Raw genomic sequence first — 19,370 nt, 5'->3', positions numbered from 1 at the left:
CCCCCGGGAAAACCCCAAGCTCAGCACTGTTAACCGCCCATTAACCATGGGCGGCAACCGTAGCCCCACATTCCATCTGGGGTTGATCTGACATGGGCAAACACACACCGGGATTGCGACTTCCAGCAAGCGCGCTCATCCGGGCGCATCAGGCGCAGGTTCATTTCACCGCGCGTCAGAACCAAAAAAGTAGGAACCATTCCGCTTTCGGCGCCCCTCCGGCAAGGATCAAACCGCGCCAGCCGCCAGCGCCCAGCGCCGGACCACCGGCGGACGCAACTATCCGTGCGCTAACGCTGCGGCAGCATGGAAAATCCCCGCCAGACAGCCAGCAGTCCATGTTGCCAAGGACCACGCGATCCTCTGGAAAAGGCGCGCGAACGTCCCAGGGGAACAAAGCCTCTGCCCCAGACGTTTTCCGCTATGTCGAGCTGGCAAACGCCCGCCCTGACCCAAACCTTCTACACAAAATGCCCCCGGCCTTCTGGCTGCGAAACTCTGCCGTGCCCTGGATGCGGCTGGGGGATTCCATCGTTGTGGCCATGGCCGATCTCAGCCAGGCCGACCGGGTTCAGGCACAACTGCGCAATGCCTTTGGCACCGTGATCCCGGTTCTTGCCCGCAAGGTGCAGGTGCAGGACCTTCTGACGCGCACCCTGCGGCACCGGATGGTCCGGAACGCCAGCGTCAGCGTGCCGTCCGAGATGAGCAGCCGCTTCCTCGCCCATGGCAGGCTCCATATGGCAATGGCGGTGTGGATTGGGATGGTGCTGAGCCTGACCATTCTGGTTCCGATGTTCGTTTTCAGCGCCTTCAGCGCGCTGGCCCTTGCGCTGCTCCTGCTGTTTACTGGCTTTCGGGTGATCGGTCTCGCAGGCTTTCTTGCAGAGCGTTACCGCCCGCCCCGGCCCCACCGCAGCCTTTTGCGACCGGATCAATTGCCCCGCATCTCCGTCCTGGTGCCCTTGTTCCGTGAGGCAAAAATCAGCAGCGCGCTTTTGCACCGGCTCCGGAAACTGCGCTATCCGCGCCACCTTATGGAGGTTATCCTGGTGCTGGAAGAGGATGACGCCATCACCCTGCGGGCGGTGCAAAAGGCCCGGCTGCCCCATTGGATCCGGGTGATCAGGGTGCCCGCCTATGCGGACCTGAAGACCAAGCCCCGGGCGCTGAACTACGCGCTGAACCACTGCCAGGGTGAAATCATCGGCGTCTGGGATGCCGAGGATGCGCCGCAGCCCGATCAGCTGCACCGGGTGGCTGCGGCCTTTGCCCATGCTCCTCCTGAACTGGCCTGTGTGCAAGGTGTCCTGGATTATTACAATCCTCGCGCCAGCTGGATCGCGCGCTGTTTTACGCTGGAATACGCCAGCTGGTTCCGCATTATCCTGCATGGAATTGCCCGCATGGGACTGGTCGTTCCGCTTGGCGGCACCACCATGTTCATCCGGCGCGACATTCTGGACCGGGTTGGCGGCTGGGACGCCCACAATGTGACCGAGGATGCCGACCTGGGCGTGCGCCTGTTCCGAGCGGGCTATCGCACCAAGATGCTGGCCTCCACCACCTATGAAGAGGCCAATTGCCGCCCCTGGCCCTGGATCAAGCAGAGATCACGCTGGCTCAAAGGTTTCATGGTAACCTATTGCGTCCACATGCGATCCCCGGCGCAGCTTCTTCGGGATCTTGGCTGGTGGCGGTTCATCGGCTTCCAGATCTTCTTTCTGTGCTCTGTCGGGCAATTTCTGCTCGCGCCATTCCTGTGGAGCTTCTGGCTCGTCGCCTTAGGGCTGCCTCATCCCAGCGCAGACACGGTTCCCGGAGGCTGGCTGGCGCTCGCCGTCGCAAGCATCGTAATTATTGAGCTCCTGAACCAGATAACGGCTGTTGTCGCAGCCTTTGTTACCCGTCGGCGATGGCTGGCCCTGTGGGCACCTTGCCTTCTGTTCTATTATCCTATGGGAGTCCTCGCCGCCTACAAGGGCCTCTATGAATTGGTTTTTCATCCGTTTTTCTGGGACAAGACCGATCATGGGATCCACGCGCCGGACGATTATTATGACCCACAGACACGGAGCGCAGAACAGGCCGAGGCCTGCAGCAGCGCACAGAGTTGACCTGCCTGCAAGAGTCGCAACCTGACTCTCAGCCTTTGCTGCGGTCGCCAGCATCCTGTTTCAGACGGGTCATGAAGGCGATAGAAATGTGATCTTTCAGGGCATCTGCCGCAGCATCCGCATCGCGCCTGCTGATCGCATCCACAATACCCTTATGCTCAGATTGCGCGATCTTGCCGCGTCCCTTGGCCGCCAGCGAAGTGGTTGCCATCAGGGCCATGGTCCGGTGCACCAGATTGAGCTGCTGGACCAGATAGCGGTTGTGCGAGGCAAGGTGGATCTGTTCGTGAAAGCGCCGGTTCGCCTTGGCCAGCTCGGTCGGATCATCGACCAGCTGATCATCGGCCTTCACCATCTCCTGCAGGACACGGATCTCTTCCTCGGTGGCGTGCTGCGCGGCAAGCCGGGCCGCCAGACCTTCCAGTTCGCGCCGCACCACATAGAGCTCGGCCATCTGGTTATGATCCAGCGAGGCCACGATCAGCGACCTGCCGTCCCGCTCCAGCAGCGATTGCGTTTCAAGCCGTTGCAGGGCTTCGCGGATCGGCGTGCGGGAGACGCCAAAGCGTTCGGCCAGATCACTTTCCACCAGTCGGTCGCCGGGCCGGTACACGCCTACGTCGATGGCCTCAAGGATCAGCGCATAGGCGTCTTTCTGGGTGCTGCGGTGCTGGTTCATGATCTTTCCGTTGGATTTCATCCGGTCTTTTCTACAGTGCGGCCCCGGCCAATCAAGCCTCTTGCTCAATTTGCGCCGAAATCACGCAGGCCAGAAAGCCCACGCGGCATTGTAAAACAGCTGCATCCAACTTAATCGAAGAGCATGGTCAAATCACATTTCTCTCATGTCCGTCACTGGGTCTTCGACCTCGACAACACGCTTTATCCGCCCTCGGCGCGGCTGTTCGATCAGATCGAGGTCAAGATGACCGATTATGTGATGGCCGAACTGGGCGTGGATCACGCCGAGGCCGACCGTCTGCGCAAACACTACTGGCGTGAACATGGCACCACCCTGGCCGGGCTGATGCAAGAGCACGGCATTGATCCCGATCCCTATCTGGTTGCGGTGCACGACATTTCCTTTGCGCCGCTGGACCCGGATGCCGAGCTTGCCGCCCGGATCAGGGATCTGCCGGGGCGGCGGATCGTCTATACCAACGGCAGCGCCCCCTATGCCGAGCGGGTTCTCGAAGCGCGCGGTCTGGCTGGGCTGTTTGACGGGATCTATGGCGTCGAACATGCCGATTACCGGCCAAAACCGGAACGGCAGGCATTCGACACTGTGTTTGCCAAGGCGGGCATTGCGCCACAAAGCGCCGCCATGTTCGAGGATGATCCACGCAATCTGGCTGCACCGCACGCCATGGGCATGCGCACTGTCCATGTCGCGCCAGCCCCGCAAGACGGCGATCACATCCATCACCACACCGATGACCTGTCCGGGTTTTTGAGCCGCATTTTATAAGGCCGACATCGCGCGTCCAATGACTGCACCGGCTCGCCCGGCGCGGCAGGGTGGCGGCCGAGTTGCGCCAATCTGCGGCTCAGCTGAGCGGTTTTCCACGCGTAAGCTGACTGCGACGAAATCTCGCCTGCAACAGTCACCTTTCCTGACCTAGATGAAGCCGCAGTAATACATACAGGAAACGCGATATGACTGCTTATACCCTCCCCGAACGCCTGTCTCTCTGGAAGCGGCTGCTGTTTGCCATCCCCCTTCTGGGCCGGATCTGCAAAGAGGTCGCCTATGGCGCCAAGGAAAACATCTATTACGCGCTTGGCACCTTCGTCAGCCTCTGGGGTTGCTCGGTCGTCATGTTCGGCGTTCCCGGTCTTTATATACCAGCCCTGTGCCTTGTACCGGTGATGTTCACGCTCTTGATCCTGATCACGCGCGGATAAGGACCATATGCCGCTTGTCATTCCTCTGCCTTGGGGCATATCTCAGGGCAGACGGACGATGAAAGGCGGCAGCCATGGACCAGACTTGTGACATCCTGATTTCCGGCGGCGGTATTGCCGGACTGACGGCCGCCGCCACTTTTGGCTCTGCAGGATTCCGGGTGATCTGCGTCGATCCGGCCCCCCCGATCACCGAACGCGATGTCGATGGTTCAGACCTGCGCACCACCGCAGTTCTGCAACCCGCCCGCGACCTACTGGAACGCTGCGGCCTTTGGGCCCGGCTTGCCGGTCACGCCGCCCCCCTCCAGATCATGCGCATCGTCGATGCTGGTGGAGAGCACCCCGAACCGCGAGTGGTGCGGGATTTCAACGCCGCCGATATCTCGGACCAACCCTTTGGCTGGAACCTGCCCAACTGGTTGTTGCGCCGGGAGCTGGTCGCAGCGCTGGCTGATCTACCGAATGTAGATTTCCGCCCCGGCGTTGGCACCACGCAGCTGTTCACCCGCCTGAATGAAGCCCGCGTGACCCTGACCGACGGCAGCCAGCAAAAGGCGAAACTGGTTCTTGCTTGCGACGGGCGCAATTCCCCGATGCGCGAGGCCGCAGGCATTCCGGTCAAGACCACCCGATACGGGCAAAAGGCGTTGGCCTTTGCAGTGACCCATCCGGTCCCACATGAAAACGTCTCGACCGAAATCCACCGCTCGGGCGGGCCATTCACCCTGGTCCCCCTGCCCGACTATCAAGGCTTGCCGTCCTCAGCCGTAGTCTGGATGGAACGCGGTCCGCGGGCGAGCGAGTTGCTGCAGATGGAGACGGCAGAGTTCGAGGCTGCGATGACCCGGCGCAGCTGTGGCTTGCTGGGTGATCTGACGCTGGCCTCACGCCGCACCATCTGGCCGATCATCAGCCAGTCGGCTGAGCGGCTGAACGGCGAGCGGTTGGCGTTGATGGCAGAGGCGGCCCACGTGGTGCCGCCAATCGGCGCCCAAGGGCTGAACATGTCGCTGAGTGATCTGCGCTGTCTGCTGGAACTGGCCGAGGCCCGCCCCGAGGGATTGGGCGATGCTGCGATGCTGGAGGCCTACAACAAGGCCCGCCACAAGGACATCATGCTGCGCGTCAAAGGCATCGACCTGTTGAACCGCACCTCAATGCTGGCACCGCGCCCGCTGCGCGATCTACGTGCCTTTGGCCTCAATGCGCTCTATTCAATGGCGCCGGTGCGCCGGACCCTGATGCAGATGGGCCTTGGCGTAAAATAACCAGGCAAAGAACTTCGGGCGCATCATGGTGGATGCCGCGCCTGCCATAGTTGGCGGGCCTTTCCCGTTGCGGCTAACGTCGCAGTGCCCTGCTGCCATGTTGCAGGCGTCTGAGAACGCTTCGATTTTCATTTACTCAGCGAGCCTCCGTCTGGCTGGGTTCTTTGGGCACCACGGCATGTCGCTATCGCGATCGGCCTAGACGGCGCCCTGACCACGACCGTGCCTCATGATCGCACCGCCGAACTCATCTCAAAGGTGTACCGATCCGTCTTCACTCACGCGCGCGTGAGTTTTGCAAACAAGTTATTAAGCTGCTGAAAAGCATTAGATTTTCCCTCTCCAACTTGTGAAGTAAGCGGAGCAGAAAAGAATCACATTGACATTTACGTACCGATCAGTACACCCTTCAGATCATTGACTGATCAGTTAACTCATAGGTTATCAGGGAGGAGGCGCATCATGACGGACCAGCCCCTAATTGCAGGCGCTGCCACCGCCCCAAAGCGCGTCAGGCACCCAAATGGAGCCGACAGGCGCAACAACGACGCCCGTGGAGGCACCAAGGACACCCCGAAGTCTCTATCCCTAAATCAAAAGATAAATTATCTTCGTTTCCCAAACAGGGAGAGTCGAATGCCAAGTGTAACAACGACATTTGTGGCGACGATGGCCAATGCCGCTGGTCTGACGATGTCGGACGACGGTGCTTTGCTCTCTGAAGGGGAAGTTGTTTATCGCTTTCGGCCGGGCGCGGATGGGATCATGCCCGAGGCCGAGTATTTCAACGCTCTGGACTGGATACGGAGCACCCAGGAAGATGAGGTCGCTCTCATTTCCACTTACGCAGAGACCATCCAGCTGGACGATCTCGGGGTGCTGGGGCTTGCGATCAAGACGGCACCTGATCTCCGTAGCTCCATGCGCCTTATCGAGCGCTATTTCCGGCTCATGACCGACACTGTCGATTATCTTTTTGATGAAACTCAGGACCCTGCTCGCCTGATCATCGAAGAGCGTTCCGTCACTCATCCCGTCCTGCAATTTCGCAATGAATGCGCATTGGCCAGCTTTGCTCACAAGATCCGCTGCCTGTTGGGACAGGATATCCAGTTTTCCTATGCATCCTTTCGTCACCCCTGCCGAGGCACGCCTGAACGCTATGCCGAGTATTTTGGCTGCGAGGTCCGGTTCGGCGCCGACCAGGACGCCCTTGCCCTGCCCTCCACCGCGCTGGATCTGCCGGTCCGGCTCGGAGACAAGGCGGTGTCCGACTTCCTGATCCGGCATCTGGATGAGGAAATGTGTGCCTTGCACAAGAACCCACCGCTGATGACCGATCTGATGCGCCACCTGTCACAGGCCCTGAAACATGGCTTGCCGCAAGCGGGCGACATCGCGCGCGCCATGGGGATGAGCGAACGCACTCTCTACCGCCGCCTGTCCGAAGAGGGGCTGACTTATCGAGAGGCTCTGAAACAGGCCCAAACCCAACTTGCCCATGAACTGCTGACCACAAGCGACTTCTCGATCGCCGAGATCGCATTCCTCACCGGATTTTCCGAACAGAGTACTTTCAGCCGCGCCTTCAAACGCTGGGTTGGCCAGGCACCTGCCCAATACCGGCAGGCTGCAGCGACCCAATAACTGCAGCGTGGCCCCCCGGTTTGGCAGATAGGGTCATATGGCTGGCAGAACCTGCCAAGACCCCCGCCCCCGGAACACCGTACAAAACATGTAACGATACCTTGAGTACGCCATGCGCCAGACGGCCAGTGCGTCTTTAAAACCATTCAGCCCAGGAAGTGGAAACCGCAAATGAAAGAAATGACTTCTCTTCTTGCACTGGCACTGGCCGCTGCCATGGCGGCCGGTCTTGTGCTTCTTCCCATTACGATGCCCCGGTCCTCCGGCGTCTATGGCGGCCAGTTTCAGGGGCAGCTCGCCTTTCTTGGTCACTCTCAAACACGATAGCATGGTCACGCAAATCAACCGTGAAAGCAGCATTCTTTCTCGATCCGTCCGGTGAAGCCCGTCTCTCGTCTCATCCGCTCCTGTGGGCCTCGCGGCTTTGCCTGCCCCAATTGAGCGCCGCGTCCAGCCCCTACCTGCCCCCTGAATTTGCCGCCGACGCCCGCCACCTGACAGGCGGGAATTTCGCAGGGGGGCGGTCACATCCCGCTGACGGACCCCGGGCGTCAGCCGCTTCTGGCCAACTCCATGTTGCAGTTCGGCGGCGCAAGACGAAGCGCCCCATACAGAACCGTCCGCCAAGGCCAGTAGCGCGGCAAAGCGCTTACATCCTCTCCGCTCCGCAAGTGCACGATATTGGCAGAGATAAAGGGGGGGCCAGATTATTGGATGATTGCAGCCGTATTTCCGGTCCCGTTTTGAGAAATCCACGCGTCGTTCGCGTTTCCGCGCTGTGCGACGGCGGCCTGGTTCGTATTGCCGACAATGATGACCGTGAAACCATTCGCATCACCGTCCTGTACCGCGGCAACGCGGTTTGCATCCCCGGTGATGGATGTCGCGGCATCATTCCCGAAGCCAAGTTGCTTGAAGAAACCCGGCGTCAGACCTGGATCACTGGCTGCAACACCCGTGAAGCTTGCAGGTGCGGCATTGTTCAGGTCGCCTTCAACAAGAAAGACAGCCGTGTTTTGCCCCTGTTGCAGAAGGTCTAGGAAATTGCTGTCTCCGAGAATGCGGAATTCCGCGGCATTGCCGCCCCCCAATCCTGACAAATAGTTCTGGTCCGCTGAGGCGATATTGCCAGTTCCTTCGACATAGAACTCCAGATCGTTGGTGCCTTCCTGCAGCCCGAGAATGTCGTTCCGATTGCTGAACCCCGTCAGCTCCACCCAGGCGCGGTTCGTGCCGATCTGCCCCACCCCGACCCGGTTTTCATCGCCAGCGACCGTGGACATGGTGATATCATTCTGCAAACCATCCTGGCGCAGCCCCACTTCGTTTGTGTCGCCGGTGATTGTGACGAAACCGACCGAATTGCGGCGTCCGCCCTGAAAGATGCCAAAACGGTTGAAATCCCCAGAAACCGTCAGATCCATCTCATTGCCGTTTGCACCCATATTATCGTAGCCGATACGCTGGATGAGCGCGTTGTCGAGGGCGCGGGACAGCAAAGCAGGCCCGGTCAGCTGACCGCGACCGTTGTAGGATCCGGTGAACCGGGCGCGGATGATGTTCTCGGCGAATTGCGCGGCCGTTTCGGACCGCTGCTCGACCCGCAGCAGAGTGTTTTCAGTGCCGGTCTGTTCAATCTGGGCAATCTGACCAGGCATTCCGTCCAGCTGTTCCTGGATTACGGTGATGATCTGGTTGCCATCTCCCGACCCGGACTGTCCTTGCAGAATGAACAGGCGGTTGGCGCCAGATGGGATGGCCCCGGTTGCGGCCTGAAGTACCTCTCCCACAAGGTTGCTGTTGGAGCCTTGGGTGATGTCGACCTGGTTGAAAATCGTAGGTGTCTGCGAATTGCCGCTTTGCTCAAAACCCCGTCCGATGGTGCCCACTTGGTTGTCCGCCCCCGTCTGGGTCACGATCAGGCTGTTATAATAACCCTCCTGCAGCGCGACATCCGTATCAAGGCCCAATTGGTTGCCACTTCCGACCTGATCGATCAGCGCCTCGTTTTCCAAACCGATCTGATCAATGAAAACCAGATTGTCCTGCGCGGCAGCCGCCACAGGAAGAAGAACGCTGAGAAGAACGAGAATGCGCATTGTACGACGGGCTCCTACGGATCAGGGGCCGGGCGCGCTTGCGCCCGGCCTGATTGATTTTTTGCGCCAATCCGACGCTGCGGCGTCACTGAGTGATGGTCGCCACGTTGCTGTCACCGACCTGGCTTAACGATGCGGTATTGCTGCCACCGCCACCCTGGGTAATGTCGCCATCGTTCTGGTCACCATCGATGGTCACGTAGGAGACGTTGTCAGCACCGTCCTGATCGACCAACAGCTCGTTCAGGTCACCAGCGAAAAGCGCAACATCCACTAGGTTGGAGGATCCTGCCTGGTTGACCCCGAAATCGTTGTCGTTGCCATTGATCCCACCGAAGACGGTCACGGTATTGTCGTCACCCACCTGTTCAATGCCAAAGGCGTTGCCATTGCCGTTGATGGCCAGCGTGCCGATCGAGTTGCGGGCGCCAACCTGGTTCACCCCATAGCCGTTGGAGTCACCGGTGATGTCCACATCCATATAGTTGCCGTAGCCGTTCTGGCGAAACTGTCCGCCACCATTATAACCGGCACGTGCATCCGAATTGACCGGCTGGGCGCCGCTGTTGTTGTTGCCCAGGATGTCGATATACATCGTGTTGCCTTCGTTGCCGTTACCCTTCAGATCCTGATAGACGGCGCGTATCCAGTTGTTGGCACCATCCTGGCGGATAACAATCGTCTGGCCTTGGCTGTTGGCCCCGGAGTTTCCGTAGTGCCACTGCTTGATATCACCGATCAGGTTGCCATCGCCCCCTTGCTGGGTGATCGTCATGCTATTGCCCCCTGCCCCGGCAAAGACGCGCTGGCGAATGCCCTGCACCGCGTTGTTGTTGGTGGACTGGGTGACGCTCAGCACGTTGAAATTGCCCGCGGTGGTGGCATTGTTGTTGGTCTGGTTCAGACCGGCGCTGCCGCCAAAGGTGACAAGGCTGCCCCTGATGCCAATCTCATTACCATCGCCCGATTGGGTAATGACCAGCGCGTTCTGATCACCGGACTGCACCATGTCTGCCTTGTTGAGGCCGCCATCGCCGGAGCCAAAAGCACTGTTGTTGTCACCCGACTGCGTGACAAGCGCGCTGTTTGCATTGCCGACTTGCCTCAGTAGCGCTTCGTTGCCGCTGCCGGAGTATGCTACGGTCGACAGAAGCGAAAGCGCTGTCGAGGCTGCCAGAAACTTTGCAGTGCGCGTCATTGAATTGATCCCTTATTTCTGGGGAACACCTTCCCCTTTCGTAGGTGCCGGGGCGGCAAACCGCCCCGGCGGAAGTAAATTACTGGATGATACCAGTATTGTTACCGGACCCGGCCTGGCTGAATGCAGCAGTGTTCAGGTTGCCCATCTGTGCGACGACAGCCTGGTTATAGTTACCATTGATGACACCGGTCAGTGTGTTGTCATTACCATGCTGGCTTGCAGCGAAGAGGTTGCCGCTCGCCTCGCTGAGGACATCGCCGACTGTCAGCGTCATCGTGTTGCCTTTACCCTGCTGGCTCAATGCGCCCGGCTGCAGATCGTTCCAGGTTTGATAGCCGGTCGCAGCCACCGCAGCCGTGAGCGCGCTGCCGCTGAAGCCGCCAGACAAGTTATTGTCGTCACCAAAGATGGACACGTTCATGACATTCGGGTTGGCGGGGCTGGACCCGCCCTGCACGATCGACAGAACGTTGTCATCGCCTTCCGGGATGCCGCCGATGCGAACGGTGGCTTGATCGGCATTGAACTGGCGAATGGAAATATCGTTGCGATCACCGTCGATGCCGACATCCGCAAAGCCCCAGGCCTGTTGTTCAATGTAGATGTCGTTGGCGTCGCCGCCGTTGGCACTGCCTTCGATGTTGACGATAGCCTCGCCACCTGTTCCGAATGCATCCTCCTGAATGATATCCACGATGTTGTCATCCGAGGCGCCGATGATGTTCAGCGTCGCCATGTTGTCATCGTTCCACTGACGGATCCCGACGATGTTGGAGGCGCCGTCGACCACACCCATTGCCACAACGTTGTTGTTGCCCGATTGGCCGGACTGGTTGGCAGGACCACCCTGCGCGATACCGATCTCGTTGTAGTCGCCGTTGATGTCCAGCGTACCGACCGAGTTGCCATCACCGCGCTGCTCCACCCCGATACCGGTGTTGTTGGCATCGATGTCAACATTGATCATGTTGCCGAGACCTCGCTGGATGAAGGTGGCGTTGTTGGCCACAGCCGCGACTCCCGAAAGCGCGGTGGTGCCGTTGCCATCGCCGGTCATCTGCACGGTCACGCTGTTGTCTTCGCCGAACTGCTGAACGGTATTGATCAGGTTGCCGGTACCGTCCTGGCTCAGATCCGCAGTATTAGCCAGATCCGGTACGCCGCCGGTCGCCTTCTGGAGCACGGTGCGCATCGTGTTGTTGTTGCCACCTGTCTGCAGAATGGTCAGGATGTTTTCATCCGTGCCAGTGCCAGCGTCGCCCTCCTGAGACACCCGGATCACAGCGTTGCCGTCGGTTGTCTGTTCGATATCGGCAACGTTATCGTCGCCAAGCTGCTTAACATAGCCAGCCGGGCTGCCGCTGTTGCCGTTATAGCCCACGAGGTTGCCGTCACCGGACTGATCAACGTCGAGGTCGTTGTTGTCCCCGTTCTGCAGAAGAGGTTGGTTTACATAGTCGGTGAACGTTGCCGATGTGCCAGCCACGTTGTTCGCACCGGTGCTCTGGTCAATCAATGCGGTGTTGCCACTGCCGTTCTGGTCAATGGCGGCTTCGTTGCTGTCGGCCCAGGCCGCACCGGCCAGAGCCATGGCCGTGGATGCCACCAGAATTGTCTTCAGATTTGTCATCTTACGTCCTCAATTTAATAATCAAAAGATTCATATTACGCGCAGCGTATTCGAGATAAGGCGCCGAATTTGCTCGCTGAATTCAGCAGGAGCCATACTGCAAACAGGAATCAGCCCCGTCGCGGAATACCCGCGACGGGGCATTCGGTTATTGCGTAACACCAAGGTTGTTGTTGCTGCCGGTCTGCGAGGTGCTGGCCACGTTGTTCGACCCCACCTGCGCAATGGCCGACACGTTGAAGGTGCCGGTCATGCTGGCGGTCAGGACGTTGTCGTTGCCATCCTGCAGGGTGCCGAACTCGTTGTCGGAGCCCACCACGGTGATGGTCGCCGCGTTCAGGTCACCCAGCTGCTTGATCATGCCGCGCTCAAATCCAGCGGTGCCCGCGACCAGACCCGCCGGGCCTGCCAAGCTTGCATAGGGGGGCACGATACCATTGGCACCGCCGCCGGAAATGCTGACCGATGCGGTGTTCCACATGCCATCCTGCAGAATGCCGAACTTGTTGCCGCCCAAGACACCGGTGCCGAAGGAAACGGTCGCGGTGTTGTTATCTTGGAACTGCCGGATCCCGATGTTGTTGCCAAAGGTGGCGATATCGGAAACAGAGGCCAGGTTGTCGTTGCCCTGCTGCAGGATGCCCAGCTCGTTCCGGGTACCGGTGATGGTGATCGGATCGACGCGGTTGCGGTCACCGGTCTGCTGGATGCCGAAATAGGTCCGGTCGGCGGTCACCATCATGTCGATGAAGTTGCTGTCGCCGGTCTGGGTCAGGTTGCCCTGCGGCACACTTGCATCATCAGCAAAGGTCGCAATGCCGCTGCCAAAGCTGGTGGTCCCCTTACCGTTGTCGGCACCGTTGTCAGTCCCGACAAAGACGGCGGTCATGCTGTTGCTGGTGCCCGACTGGATCGCGTTGCCGATATAGTTGTCGGTGCCGGTCTGCTCAAGGGACATGGAGTTCCCCGCGCTGGCGTCATACTGGGTGCCCTGACGAGCAAGACCGATTTCATTGCCCGCACCGGACTGAAGGATCGTTGCGGTATGGCCGATCTTGCCTGCTGCAGTGCTTCCGCTGCGGTCCTGGCTGATGGCGCCGATGCTGTTGTCATCGCCCACTTCCTGGGTGACGGTCAGGCTGTTGCCGGTGGCACTAGCCGTGCGGGCAACCTGATTGATGGTACCGATGGAGTTGCCATTCGACGTCTGCAAGACGGTCGCAGTACTGCCCGGCCCGCTTTGGTTGAGTTGGAAAAAGCCAGAGTTGCGGTTCAGGATAACGCCAAGACCCACATCGTTGTCATCGCCACTCTGGGTGATGGTCAGCGTATTGCCGAGAGATGTGTTCAGGGAGCGCTGCGTGACCGAGTTGCCATCGGCACCTGCCTGGTTGTTGCTGCCTGCCCCCTGGTTGATCATCGCCGAATGGTTGCTGCCGAACTGATCGAGCCAGGCTTCGTTGTTGTCTGCCCAGGCCGCACCGGCCAGAGCCATGGCCGTGGAAGCCGCCAGGATCGTCTTGAGGTTTGCCATTTTCGTTTCCCCTTTGAGTGGTTAACAAATTGTCATTTGCGCCGCTGAGCTCATGCTGGCAGCAGGGCGCTGCCCCGTCGCGGACCTGCCGCGACGGGGGGTGTTGTTATTGGATGATGCCAAGGTTGTTGTAGGACCCGTTCTGGACAAAATTGACGATATTGTTGTTGCCATTTTGCGCGACAGCTGCCTGGTTGTAGTCTCCGATCACCGTGCCGTTCAGCATGTTGCCGTTGCCACGCTGCAAGACGGCAAACAGGTTATCATCGCCAGTAACGGTCATGGTCATCTGGTTGTTGTGGAGGTGCTGCCACAGCGAGCCTGCGGACATCGACAGGCCGGTCACACTGTCACCCGCTGCGAATGCAGCGCCGGCACTGCCGCTCAATGTGCCACCAGCGTTGTTGCGATTGCCCGTTACGCTTACGGACATCTGGTTTCCATTGCCCCAGCGTTGTTGGCTGTTCAGCTGGTTGTCGTCGCCAAGAATGTCGATCGTCGCGGTTTGGCTGTGACCGAGGTTCACCCAGTGGTCCACGTTGTTGCGGCTGCCATCCTGGGTCACCCGCGCCTTGTTGAAGGATGTCTCGATCGTCACCTGCGCCCAGTTGTCATCCACGGTCTGTACAATGCCGATTGAGTTGAAATCCCCTGCAATCGTGGACAGGGAAACATCGTTTCGGCTTCCAACCTGACTGATGCCCAACTGGTTGTCATTACCGCTGATCAGCAGGCCCTGAGCCATGTTGTCTTCCGAAGAGTTCCTGTAGCGGCCATTCTGAATTGCATACTGGTTGTTGTTTCCGCTGATCGTCAGATCCGTCCGGTTACCGGTGCCGCGCTGTTCGATCGCTGCCCAATGGAACGCCCCTACATGGTTGTTGTTGCTCAGCAGACCGGTGTTCCCGCCCGCACCGGCATAATCAGGGTGCAGGGACAATCCTGATACGCCATTCCCGTTCCCGGAAATCACCAATCTGGCATCATTGTCGTTGCCTTCCTGGCGTGCGCTGTAAGTGTAGTTCGACGCGCCTGTCTGCTTGATCAGGAGGTAGTTATTGGCACCACGTTCCTGAGCTATGTCCCGGATATAGTTGAGATCGCCGGTGCCCAAGGTGGTACCCTGTTCGACCTCGACTTCGTTGGGGCCGGCCGCCAGCGAAGCGCCAATCGCGTTCTGGCGGATTTTTTCCACCGTGTTCTGGTCCGAGAACTGCGTGATCGTTGCCTTGTTGGCCAGGTCGCTTGGTCCAAGATTGGTATCCGAGCGCTGGAAGAACGTGCCGCTGCCCACGCGGTTGTTTGATCCCTGCTGGCTGACGTAGAGGTCGTTCGCATCGCCATCCTGCAGGATGCTGGTGGCGCCCGTGTTCCCGGCGATGTTGCCGGAGTTGCCGCCGTAGTTCTGCATGATCAAGGCGTTGTTGTAGTCACCCTGTTGATCCAGATAGGCCGCATTGTTGTCTGCAAAAGCTGCTGTGCCCATCGAAAGGGTCAGCGCGGTCGAGGTTACAAAAGCCGTCTTAATAAGTTTCATGATCATACCTCCCCCCAGAGGTCGGAATAAAAAACTGATAAATCGCGGGGCCAAGGTAGTGTCTCAGCCCCGCATAACTCATTGATTACTGGCTAATACCGGCGTTGTTGCCGTTGCCCGTCTGAACCAGGCTCGCCATGTTGCTGTCACCCATCTGCAAAACAGCAAACTGGTTGGTGTCCCCGGTAACCGTGGCTTGGATGGTGTTGTCATCCCCGAGCTGACCGCCAGCGAACATGTTGCTATTGCCGGTGATCGTTGCGTCAAAGAGGTTGTCGCTTCCGCCCTGGCCGATCACGCCGTTGAATGCCCCGCCGACGCTCTGCGCGGCGCCGCTGAAGTAGCCGGTGCCATTGTAATCACCGTCGATGGTGAGTTTCACACCAAATCCGTCGCTACCGTTACCGTTCCAGCCAACCTGCAGGATCCCCGCTTCGTTGGAGCTTCCAGAGATACTGACATCGGCAAAGTTGGTGCCGAGTTGTGCAATACCAATGTTGTTGAAGTTGCCGCCCAGTACTGCAAGGTCGACGATATTCGCATTCCCGGCCTGACTGATACCCAGTTCGTTGTCGCTGCCGGTAATGGACAGGGTGCCAACGGTGTTGTTCGTACCCTCCTGGGTCACGCCGAATTGGTTGTTGTGACCAGCAATATTCAGTGTCAGGGAGTTATTGCCTTTTGGCCAGTTCCCGCCGTTATTGTCTGCAAAACCTTGCTTGAGTTCGCTTGTGTTCGCACCGCTGAGAGCAGCAAATCCACTCAGTGGAGCGTTACCGTTGTTGTCGCCCGTGATATCGACGTCCATAAAGTTGCCGACGATTCCGCCGGTTGCGGCCTGCTGGACCAGTGCAATGGTGTTGTCGACACCAGACATCAGGATATCCGCCGTGTTGCCGGAGGCGCCTTTATGTTTGTCCTGAAAGACCTCTGTGATTTCGTTGCCGTCACCCATCTCTTGTAGAATGGTCAGAGAGTTTTCACCCGCCGAGCCACCAAAACGGTTGAACTGGGTGACCTTACCAACAACGTTGTAAGACGAGCTTTGGGTAATCGTTGCGGTGTTTCCAAGGGAGGAATTGGGCCCACTCTCCGCCTTCTGTTCGAAGCCGCCCAAGCCAATGTCGTTGTAGTCGCCGCTCTGGACAATATCCAGAGTGTTATTCTTGTTACTCGTTGCCTTCTGGCGGATGTTCTGGCTATCAGAGCCCGCCTCATTGCCCTCGCCCCCACTTTGGTCGATCAGCGCAGAGTTCGTGCCCGTGCCGCCCCCGGATTGAATTTGATCGAGGTAAGCTTTGTTGCTGTCTGCAAAGGCTGCCGCGCTCATGCTCAGCGTCAACGCAGTCGTTGCCACCAGAAAACGTTTTGAAATTCGCATTTTGGTCTCCAATTATCGTTACCAGGTTCTTCCGCCAAAGAAGCCTTCGACTTCGGAACCGCCCCAGCGGGGCGTCCTGCATCAATTGCAGGCATGCCCCGACCCAACTGTTTAAAAGGGCCCACGCACCAAGAATTTAGATGTGGCTATGAAAGATATTCCTCTGCCCATTCACCCCTCGTGCGCCCCCACGCACCGTTAACTTTCTGCTAACAATTCTGCCGCCTCATTGAGACCTAAGAGATGATTTAAATCAAGCTTTCAGTAATCAAGTCGCAAATTTTTATATAATTTTAGCCAATCCGGACCGAACTCGTTCGCACCCCGCACCCATTCACCCCAAATCCGGGCGATTGTTTTCAATTAAGCGTCAATTTCACGGGGGACCCACCAACGAATCCAAGCGCAACGCGTGCGCTTTCGTAACGTCAACACAACCATTGTTAGAATTGCCCAATTTCCCGCAAAAACCCTGACGCGAGCCTTCATCATCAACAAGTGACAGATTCGCAACACACTTATGCGAATTATTTCAACTTGGACAATTCGTCATCGCCAAGTCACTATTTGCTGCGCTTTTAGAGGTGATGGGCGCTGGACACCCAGTCGGCGTGGTTGTTATCACCCGTGAGTCGGTCAATTAGCGACGCGTCACGGCAGGTTTGTAGGATTGGTGGTTGATATGAAAAATTCCTTCATTGGCTTCACTGCATCAGCACTCTTATTTGCGGGAGCCGGTGTATCTGGAGAGTTGACCTATACTCCGATCAACCCGTCCTTCGGCGGTGCTCCCCTCAACTCATCCCACCTGCTGTCGACTGCGAATGCGCAGCGCGACGCGACGGCGCGGGATGCAGTAAGCAGCTCGACCACAGGGACCGGAACAACATCTCCGACCGGAACCACAAACGCCGATTTGTTCGTGCGCCAGCTCGAAGGTCGCTTGCTTTCCGCTCTCGCGGGCCAGGTGACCGAGGCGATCTTCGGAAGCAACCCATCCGATCAGGGCACAGTGACGTTCGGAACCACCGAAGTCACCTTTGAGCGTACGGTAGATTCCATCAGCCTCACAATTGTCGACTCCCTGGATGGCACCGTGACAGAAATCGTGGTCCCGCAACTGGTAACTGGAAGTTAAAATTAGGTTTGCTGATTGCCTGGCAGATCGGGCAGCCACAGCTACGAATTAGAACGAGGATAAACATGGTGTTTGGTAAAGAAGCAGGCCTGCGAGTGCTACTCCGTGCCATGGTGGTGGCTGGAACCGCTGCTCTCTCTGGCTGCGCCACGACACCTGGGCCATTTTTTGGGACCACCGCTCCGACGATTGTGCAGCCGACACCGGTCAACATGAGCCTACGCACGCTGCCAGAACCGACACGCCGCATATCCGTCTCCGTTTACGATTTTCCTGACCTTACCGGACAATACAAAGAGCGCGAACTCGTCCAGACACTGTCCCGGGCCGTGTCCCAGGGCGGTTCTGCGGTTCTGATCAAAGCACTACAGGATGCCGGTGAACGCCGCTGGTTCACAGTTCTGGATCGCGCCGGCCTGCAGGACCTCGTCCGGGAGCGCCAGATCCTCACTGAAATGCGTCGGCAGTATCGCGGTGAGACAGAGATCGATCCGAATGCATTGGCGCCGCTGCTGCACTCCGGCATCATCCTGCAGGGTGGAATCGTGGGATACGACAGCAACACCCAAACAGGTGGCGCAGGTGCACGATACCTTGGCATCGGCGGCAATACCGAGTGGCAACTGGATACCGTGACCGTCAGCCTGCGGGCTGTCTCGACCGAAACTGGCGAAGTCCTCACCAGCGTGGTGACCCAGAAATCAATCGGCTCCTCCCTGATCCGGGGCAGCGTGTTCCGCTACATCGCGCTGGACGAGCTGCTTGAAATCGAAGCCGGCGTGACCGGGAACGAACCCCGCTTGATTGCCTTGCAACAGGCCATCGAAAAGGCCGTCTACGGCACCATCATCGAAGGGGCCGAGGTCGGGTTGTGGGCCTTCAAGGACAAGGGATCCCAGCAGCGCCTGATTGCGAAGTACCGTCAGGAGAAACTGGGGGAATACCTCGGCCAGACGCTCCCCCCGGTGCGTCCGGTGACGATCTCTGCCGCTCGGATTACCCAGACGCGGCCCAAGCCGCGACCAACGCCGCCCGCCCCCAGCGTGCGTCAGTTGCCGCCTGCAGTCGATGAAGGTGGCCCGGTAACGCCGCCGCCGCCGGCAGACGGCGAGGTCATTGGTTAACCTCGTTCTGCCCGCTTAGGCACTTCACTTTCTGAAATAACAGGATCGTTTCAGATCCTGGGCCAGACAGCGGAGCAGGCATATGCCTGCTCCGCTGTTTGCTGTACTGCCATCAAAGGCAAATGCTCACAGTAATAATTTGTTTAAATTTAAGATAAAAACATCCAAAAAGCCTCCTTCAAGCGCCTATAGCCCGCCTCAAACTCGCCCTTATTCTATCCTTTCCTGTGCCTGCCCCAGGTCGCTGACCGAAGGCCTCGCCGTCACAGGAGGATATGCAATGAAGACACCGTTCAAACCACCTCTGGTTGCACATTTCATTTGCCTGACAGCTTTCACGCTGAGCCTCAGCACCGAAACGGCAGCAGCTCAGGACAATGTCGTTTCACTCAGAACAGAACCGGCCAATACCCTGGAGGTCCTCGTCGAGCCAGAAAATACGATAACCCTGACCATCTCAGGAAATGACAACGGCGGATTTGGCCAAAGCTGGCCCGCGCTTCCCGCATTTGCCGCCGCAACTATTCAGCCGGGCGTATTGTCGCAAACAGGCTTCGGCAATCAAATCGACCTGTCTGTCCTCGGATCAGACAACCTTTTCGCCATTGCGCAGAATGGTTCCAATAACCGGGCCTTTGGTCAGATAACCGGCACCGGCAACACAGCGCTCGTCATGCAAACCGGACATGCAAATGTGGCCGTGTTTCATCAGCATGGAAACGGAAATAGTGTAGCGATCTCCCAATCATCATGGTAACGTATTGTTAACTTTTGGGGAGTTTTTGC

16 protein-coding genes are annotated in these 19,370 nt (G+C 58.4%); 9 read left to right on the top strand and 7 right to left on the bottom strand.

Annotated features, from left to right (window positions below; genetic code table 11):
- Window positions 1-92: 92 nt before the first annotated feature.
- Entirely contained in the window at window positions 93-2,117 is a 2,025-nt protein-coding gene (locus AC5SSZ_RS01630; RefSeq protein ID WP_495436452.1) for a glycosyltransferase, read from the top strand.
- A 28-nt stretch (window positions 2,118-2,145) separates the two neighbouring features.
- Here the strand turns inward: AC5SSZ_RS01630 and AC5SSZ_RS01625 are convergent, their stop codons facing one another.
- Window positions 2,146-2,796: a GntR family transcriptional regulator gene (locus AC5SSZ_RS01625; protein ID WP_065273565.1), complete on the bottom strand. Its 651-nt coding sequence runs from the start codon at window positions 2,794-2,796 to the stop codon at window positions 2,146-2,148.
- Window positions 2,797-2,940: 144 nt separating this feature from the next.
- Here AC5SSZ_RS01625 and AC5SSZ_RS01620 point away from each other — a divergent pair, with 144 nt between their 5' ends.
- From AC5SSZ_RS01620 to AC5SSZ_RS01600, 5 genes are all read left to right on the top strand, one after another.
- The gene (locus AC5SSZ_RS01620; RefSeq protein WP_495436450.1) at window positions 2,941-3,585 is read left to right on the top strand and encodes a pyrimidine 5'-nucleotidase; all 645 of its coding nucleotides are present in this window, start codon (window positions 2,941-2,943) and stop codon (window positions 3,583-3,585) included.
- A gap of 188 nt (window positions 3,586-3,773) precedes the next feature.
- Window positions 3,774-4,022 (top strand): hypothetical protein, encoded by a 249-nt coding sequence (locus tag AC5SSZ_RS01615; RefSeq protein ID WP_495436447.1) that lies wholly within the window; start codon window positions 3,774-3,776, stop codon window positions 4,020-4,022.
- A gap of 74 nt (window positions 4,023-4,096) precedes the next feature.
- Window positions 4,097-5,293 carry a UbiH/UbiF family hydroxylase gene (locus AC5SSZ_RS01610; protein ID WP_065271205.1) on the top strand — a complete coding sequence of 399 codons (1,197 nt, stop codon included), beginning with the start codon at window positions 4,097-4,099 and terminating at the stop codon, window positions 5,291-5,293.
- Window positions 5,294-5,929: 636 nt separating this feature from the next.
- Window positions 5,930-6,940, top strand: a complete 1,011-nt coding sequence (locus tag AC5SSZ_RS01605; protein ID WP_065271206.1) for an AraC family transcriptional regulator — start codon at window positions 5,930-5,932, stop codon at window positions 6,938-6,940.
- Between the two features lie 171 nt (window positions 6,941-7,111).
- Complete coding sequence (locus AC5SSZ_RS01600; protein ID WP_274839873.1) at window positions 7,112-7,267, top strand: hypothetical protein; 156 nt, start codon at window positions 7,112-7,114, stop codon at window positions 7,265-7,267.
- Window positions 7,268-7,647: 380 nt separating this feature from the next.
- Here the strand turns inward: AC5SSZ_RS01600 and AC5SSZ_RS01595 are convergent, their stop codons facing one another.
- From AC5SSZ_RS01595 to AC5SSZ_RS01570, 6 genes are all read right to left on the bottom strand, one after another.
- Window positions 7,648-9,039 carry a hypothetical protein gene (locus AC5SSZ_RS01595; protein ID WP_495436443.1) on the bottom strand — a complete coding sequence of 464 codons (1,392 nt, stop codon included), beginning with the start codon at window positions 9,037-9,039 and terminating at the stop codon, window positions 7,648-7,650.
- Between the two features lie 85 nt (window positions 9,040-9,124).
- Entirely contained in the window at window positions 9,125-10,237 is a 1,113-nt protein-coding gene (locus AC5SSZ_RS01590) for a hypothetical protein (protein ID WP_495436441.1), read from the bottom strand.
- A 79-nt stretch (window positions 10,238-10,316) separates the two neighbouring features.
- A complete protein-coding gene (locus AC5SSZ_RS01585; RefSeq protein ID WP_495436438.1) occupies window positions 10,317-11,870 on the bottom strand; it encodes a beta strand repeat-containing protein in 1,554 nt (517 codons plus the stop codon).
- Between the two features lie 148 nt (window positions 11,871-12,018).
- On the bottom strand, window positions 12,019-13,404 hold the full coding sequence (locus AC5SSZ_RS01580) for a hypothetical protein (protein WP_495436436.1): 1,386 nt from the start codon (window positions 13,402-13,404) through the stop codon (window positions 12,019-12,021).
- A gap of 106 nt (window positions 13,405-13,510) precedes the next feature.
- The gene (locus AC5SSZ_RS01575; RefSeq protein ID WP_495436434.1) at window positions 13,511-14,947 is read right to left on the bottom strand and encodes a hypothetical protein; all 1,437 of its coding nucleotides are present in this window, start codon (window positions 14,945-14,947) and stop codon (window positions 13,511-13,513) included.
- A gap of 79 nt (window positions 14,948-15,026) precedes the next feature.
- A complete protein-coding gene (locus AC5SSZ_RS01570; protein WP_495436432.1) occupies window positions 15,027-16,322 on the bottom strand; it encodes a hypothetical protein in 1,296 nt (431 codons plus the stop codon).
- 682 nt (window positions 16,323-17,004) lie between these two features.
- Between AC5SSZ_RS01570 and AC5SSZ_RS01565 the strand changes: the two genes are divergently transcribed.
- From AC5SSZ_RS01565 to AC5SSZ_RS01555, 3 genes are all read left to right on the top strand, one after another.
- On the top strand, window positions 17,005-17,460 hold the full coding sequence (locus AC5SSZ_RS01565) for a curli assembly protein CsgF (RefSeq protein WP_065271213.1): 456 nt from the start codon (window positions 17,005-17,007) through the stop codon (window positions 17,458-17,460).
- Between the two features lie 65 nt (window positions 17,461-17,525).
- Window positions 17,526-18,584 (top strand): CsgG/HfaB family protein, encoded by a 1,059-nt coding sequence (locus tag AC5SSZ_RS01560; RefSeq protein ID WP_495436430.1) that lies wholly within the window; start codon window positions 17,526-17,528, stop codon window positions 18,582-18,584.
- A gap of 82 nt (window positions 18,585-18,666) precedes the next feature.
- Complete coding sequence (locus AC5SSZ_RS01555) at window positions 18,667-19,341, top strand: hypothetical protein (protein ID WP_274837371.1); 675 nt, start codon at window positions 18,667-18,669, stop codon at window positions 19,339-19,341.
- Window positions 19,342-19,370: the final 29 nt, after the last annotated feature.

This window comes from Phaeobacter sp. CC-HEC084 (genome assembly GCF_059429255.1).
This window is presented reverse-complemented; position numbering and strand designations above follow the sequence as displayed.

Bases quoted from the DNA above. Each gene is read 5' to 3' on its own strand.
- AC5SSZ_RS01630 (WP_495436452.1), top strand. From the start codon at position 93: ATGGGCAAACACACACCGGGATTGCGACTTCCAGCAAGCGCGCTCATC.
- AC5SSZ_RS01625 (WP_065273565.1), bottom strand. From the start codon at position 2,796: ATGAACCAGCACCGCAGCACCCAGAAAGACGCCTATGCGCTGATCCTT.
- AC5SSZ_RS01620 (WP_495436450.1), top strand. From the start codon at position 2,941: ATGGTCAAATCACATTTCTCTCATGTCCGTCACTGGGTCTTCGACCTC.
- AC5SSZ_RS01615 (WP_495436447.1), top strand. From the start codon at position 3,774: ATGACTGCTTATACCCTCCCCGAACGCCTGTCTCTCTGGAAGCGGCTG.
- AC5SSZ_RS01610 (WP_065271205.1), top strand. From the start codon at position 4,097: ATGGACCAGACTTGTGACATCCTGATTTCCGGCGGCGGTATTGCCGGA.
- AC5SSZ_RS01605 (WP_065271206.1), top strand. From the start codon at position 5,930: ATGCCAAGTGTAACAACGACATTTGTGGCGACGATGGCCAATGCCGCT.
- AC5SSZ_RS01600 (WP_274839873.1), top strand. From the start codon at position 7,112: ATGAAAGAAATGACTTCTCTTCTTGCACTGGCACTGGCCGCTGCCATG.
- AC5SSZ_RS01595 (WP_495436443.1), bottom strand. From the start codon at position 9,039: ATGCGCATTCTCGTTCTTCTCAGCGTTCTTCTTCCTGTGGCGGCTGCC.
- AC5SSZ_RS01590 (WP_495436441.1), bottom strand. From the start codon at position 10,237: ATGACGCGCACTGCAAAGTTTCTGGCAGCCTCGACAGCGCTTTCGCTT.
- AC5SSZ_RS01585 (WP_495436438.1), bottom strand. From the start codon at position 11,870: ATGACAAATCTGAAGACAATTCTGGTGGCATCCACGGCCATGGCTCTG.
- AC5SSZ_RS01580 (WP_495436436.1), bottom strand. From the start codon at position 13,404: ATGGCAAACCTCAAGACGATCCTGGCGGCTTCCACGGCCATGGCTCTG.
- AC5SSZ_RS01575 (WP_495436434.1), bottom strand. From the start codon at position 14,947: ATGATCATGAAACTTATTAAGACGGCTTTTGTAACCTCGACCGCGCTG.
- AC5SSZ_RS01570 (WP_495436432.1), bottom strand. From the start codon at position 16,322: ATGCGAATTTCAAAACGTTTTCTGGTGGCAACGACTGCGTTGACGCTG.
- AC5SSZ_RS01565 (WP_065271213.1), top strand. From the start codon at position 17,005: ATGAAAAATTCCTTCATTGGCTTCACTGCATCAGCACTCTTATTTGCG.
- AC5SSZ_RS01560 (WP_495436430.1), top strand. From the start codon at position 17,526: ATGGTGTTTGGTAAAGAAGCAGGCCTGCGAGTGCTACTCCGTGCCATG.
- AC5SSZ_RS01555 (WP_274837371.1), top strand. From the start codon at position 18,667: ATGCCTGCTCCGCTGTTTGCTGTACTGCCATCAAAGGCAAATGCTCAC.